Consider the following 3,678-nt stretch of genomic DNA (forward strand, 5'->3'; position numbering starts at 1 on the left):
CAGCTTTAGCTGGCCACAAAGTGGTGAAGAACAGGACGTTCTGAATCAAATCAATAACAAAGACTAAAACGTAGTTTTATGTCTAGCTAGCATTCATTTTAACAAGCATAAATGAATAGATAATTATCGGATTTGGTATTAGACGGCCTGCATTTAGCAACTTATTAAACGTTGATAAATGCAGGCTTAAAACCGAACCTCCGGGAAGTATTGAATCGCCTGATTGATAACAGTCGCTTTATGGCTTTTAGCAAGATAAATGGCGTATATTTCCCGGGAATACACCGGCGCATCTTCAATAAGATAAAGTTTGTTACTGCGTATATGTTCAGCAGCCAACTGCCGGGGTAAATATGCACACCCGCCCGCTTCCAGTATGTATTCCAAGGCAACCCGGGGCTGACTCATAAAATGTTTTGCCGGCGGGGCATTCTTAAATTCTCTCATGTGCAGGCTATTGACCGATTCACCGTAATCTACCATCACATAATCATTTAGGTTTTGTGTTGCTATATCGAGATTAGGCTCTGTTGAAACAAGATGTAACGGCACTGTCGCAACCTTTTCTGTTATCAACTCTTCAACAAAGGGAGGTTCAAATAAAAAGGCAATATCAAGCACACCATTTAATACACTTTTACGTAATTCAAGCGGTGAATAAGTACTGGTCAATAAACTGATATCGGCCATATTACGGTGTATTTTTTGCAGCCAGGTCTGCAAAATAACATCCCAAATAGACATCATTGAGCCAATCACTAACTGTGTCGTTTGCTGCTCGGAAACACCCACATCCTGTTTAGCTTTTTGCCACATGAAGATCATTTCATTAGCATGTTTGATTAATCGATGCCCTGAAGGTGTTAATTTTAGATGCTTTTGACGACGATCAAAGAGTAACACCCCTAACTCATCTTCAAGGAGTTTAATTCTCGCGCTCACCGCCGATTGAGTAATAAATAAAGACTCCGAGGCCAAACGAAAATGCAGCGTACGACTAACTTCTAAAAATGTTTTCAGCAACTCAATTTTCATCTAATGGCGACTCTCTACTAATCAATTTTTTTTATCAGGTAATCAAAATTATGATTTATTGTACCTTTATTATTATCCACACAGCAAAAATAAATATCTACTTATACATAAAACTACTCAATAAGATGGGTAAAATCTGAAAGGCTTATAATATCGCACTATTATCATATAAATCAGCCTGTTATCTATAACCTGATATAATGGAATGCCTACCCCGTAAAAGAAATGATTATTCTTATCAATCAAATATTGTTATATTTCTGCTTCGCCTGTATTCTACGCACCTTTTGATCTGGAAAATTTGTGTGGTGCTTTCTGTATTTTCTTAATGTCAGAAAATATAAACGTTACAAGTATCAATCAAAATATCAATCTAACCAATTGTTTTTAAATAAAAAATAGGAAACACAAAACATGAGCAACAAGCTAATCCTTGTACTTAACTGCGGCAGTTCTTCACTGAAATTTGCGATTATCGACACGGCAACAGGTGAAGAAAGACTATCTGGCCTTGCTGAATGCCTGCACCTCGATGATGCGCGTATGAAATGGAAATTAGATGGCACAAAAGGCAGCGCAGAAATTGGTGCCGGTGCAGCTCATGAAGAAGCACTTAACTACATTGTAAGTGAAATCCTTACCCAACAACCAGAATTAAAAGAAAATCTGCTTGCGATAGGTCATCGTGTCGTACACGGTGGTGAAAAATTCACAAAATCTGTTGTGATCACAGATGACGTAATGCAGGGTATTGAAGATTGTGTATCCCTTGCACCTTTACATAACCCCGCTCATCTTGTCGGTATCCGCGCTGCACAACACGCTTTTACAGGGCTTCCAAACGTAGCCGTATTTGATACTGCATTCCATCAGACCATGCCGGAAGAAGCATTCTTATACGCACTGCCTTACAAACTATACCGTGAAAATGGTGTCCGTCGTTACGGCATGCACGGCACAAGTCACTACTTTATCAGCCTGGAAGCCGCTGCTGTATTAGATAAACCTGTTGAAGAATTAAATATTATCAACTGCCACCTTGGTAACGGCGGCTCAGTTTGTGCGATTAAAAACGGTCATTCAGTTGATACCTCTATGGGCATGACTCCATTAGAAGGTTTAGTGATGGGCACCCGTTGTGGGGATCTGGACCCAGCCGTTATCTTCTATCTGTATGATGAGTTAGGTTATAGCATGGAAAAGATCAATACTATGCTAACCAAAGAATCCGGTCTTTTAGGCCTAACAGAAAAAACCAGTGATTGCCGTTTTGTTGAAGATAACTACGATACGGATGCTGCTGCTAAACGCGCAATGGATCTTTACTGTTACCGTCTTGCTAAATATATCGCCAGTTACACAGCTGCATTGGACGGGCGATTAGACGCGGTAGTATTCACCGGCGGTATCGGTGAGAACTCTGCACCAATCCGTGAATTAACTCTGCAACGTTTAAGCCTATTAGGCTTTAAAGTTAACCAGGAAGCGAACTTGGCTAACCGCTTTGGTAAGTCGTCAAATCAAGGCATCATTACAGAGCCTGAAAGCACTGTTGCAATGGTTATTCAAACTAACGAAGAGTGGGTTATTGCACGTGATACACTTGAGTTGGTAAACGCTTAATTTAACAGCCTTATAACGAATTAAAGCTTGTAACGCAGATACCTGTTACAAGCTTTTAATTATACCAAATCCGATAATTATCTATTCATTTATGCTTGTTAAAATGAATGCTAGCTAGACATAAAACTACGTTTTAGTTTTTGTTAGAACGTCCTGTTCTTCACCACTTTGTGGCCAGCTAAAGCTGTTCAAAATCGTTCCATACGATTTTGTGCAATTAGAACAACTAGTTACTGCAATCAATTCCTTGCTTTCATCCATTTTTCCTACGCCTAAATAGATCATCTAATTAACGGAATTGGTATTAAATCCGGCGTTTTATTGTAAAATCCGGATCTTTCTCAATCTTACCAGACAGATCTACGCACCTTTCAATCAACTGCGTTGCCGCCTTAGCGGGGGGGGATATCTCCAGTTTATTAACTGTGCGGCAAACGCCCCGAGTAAAATACCGAACAAATTTGCAGACATATCAAGCCAGTCAGTACGTCGCGAAACAAAAGGCTGCAGCAACTCGATGCCAGCACTCAAGCAGAAAAACAATAAACCGATAAATAGCCAATATTTCGGCTTTTTCAGCGCAACCGGAAACATCAGAGCCGCATAGGCAATAATATGATGTATTTTATCTCCGCCAGGCACTGAAGGTAAATCGAGCATGGGTTTAAGTGAAAGCAAAGTAATCACTGTCAGGATAAATATAGTGCATACAAGCCAATAGCTGCGCATCTTTGTTACTAAAGTAATCATCGAATACTTCCGTTAAAATTTTTTAAAAGCTTATGAACATTATATTTTGCTGCCGGAAAATTTGTTATTCTTCAGCAAAAGCGGTCAAGCATAAAGAGATTTCCTTTTCATCACAAATGAGTTGCTAAATAATACCAAATCCGATAATTATCTATTCATTTATGCTTGTTAAAATGAATGCTAGCTAGACATAAAACTACGTTTTAGTCTTTGTTATTGATTTGATTCAGAACGTCCTGTTCTTCACCACTTTGTGGCCAGCTAAAGCTG

Annotated in this window: 4 protein-coding genes; 1 reads left to right on the top strand and 3 read right to left on the bottom strand. The window is 39.3% G+C overall.

From position 1 onward, the window contains the following. Positions 1-186: 186 nt before the first annotated feature. A complete protein-coding gene (locus ABZA00_RS16645) occupies positions 187-1,035 on the bottom strand; it encodes a LysR family transcriptional regulator (RefSeq protein ID WP_372883273.1) in 849 nt (282 codons plus the stop codon). A gap of 414 nt (positions 1,036-1,449) precedes the next feature. On the opposite strand from ABZA00_RS16645, the gene ABZA00_RS16650 reads away from it, so the two are divergent. Beyond that, positions 1,450-2,658: an acetate kinase gene (locus ABZA00_RS16650; RefSeq protein ID WP_372883274.1), complete on the top strand. Its 1,209-nt coding sequence runs from the start codon at positions 1,450-1,452 to the stop codon at positions 2,656-2,658. 126 nt (positions 2,659-2,784) lie between these two features. Here ABZA00_RS16650 and ABZA00_RS16655 read toward each other — a convergent pair whose 3' ends face one another. Together ABZA00_RS16655 and ABZA00_RS16660 are read right to left on the bottom strand one after the other, a co-directional pair. Next, on the bottom strand, positions 2,785-2,943 hold the full coding sequence (locus tag ABZA00_RS16655) for a hypothetical protein (protein ID WP_372883275.1): 159 nt from the start codon (positions 2,941-2,943) through the stop codon (positions 2,785-2,787). A 90-nt stretch (positions 2,944-3,033) separates the two neighbouring features. Further along, on the bottom strand, positions 3,034-3,408 hold the full coding sequence (locus ABZA00_RS16660; RefSeq protein WP_372883276.1) for a VanZ family protein: 375 nt from the start codon (positions 3,406-3,408) through the stop codon (positions 3,034-3,036). Positions 3,409-3,678: the final 270 nt, after the last annotated feature.

The organism is Psychromonas sp. (assembly GCF_041586535.1).
Classification (GTDB): Bacteria; Pseudomonadota; Gammaproteobacteria; order Enterobacterales; family Psychromonadaceae; genus Psychromonas.

What these genes read in the sequence shown, in the direction of transcription:
- ABZA00_RS16645 (WP_372883273.1), bottom strand. Translation starts at nt 1,035, where the DNA reads ATGAAAATTGAGTTGCTGAAAACATTTTTAGAAGTTAGTCGTACGCTG.
- ABZA00_RS16660 (WP_372883276.1), bottom strand. Translation starts at nt 3,408, where the DNA reads ATGATTACTTTAGTAACAAAGATGCGCAGCTATTGGCTTGTATGCACT.
- ABZA00_RS16655 (WP_372883275.1), bottom strand. Translation starts at nt 2,943, where the DNA reads ATGATCTATTTAGGCGTAGGAAAAATGGATGAAAGCAAGGAATTGATT.
- ABZA00_RS16650 (WP_372883274.1), top strand. Translation starts at nt 1,450, where the DNA reads ATGAGCAACAAGCTAATCCTTGTACTTAACTGCGGCAGTTCTTCACTG.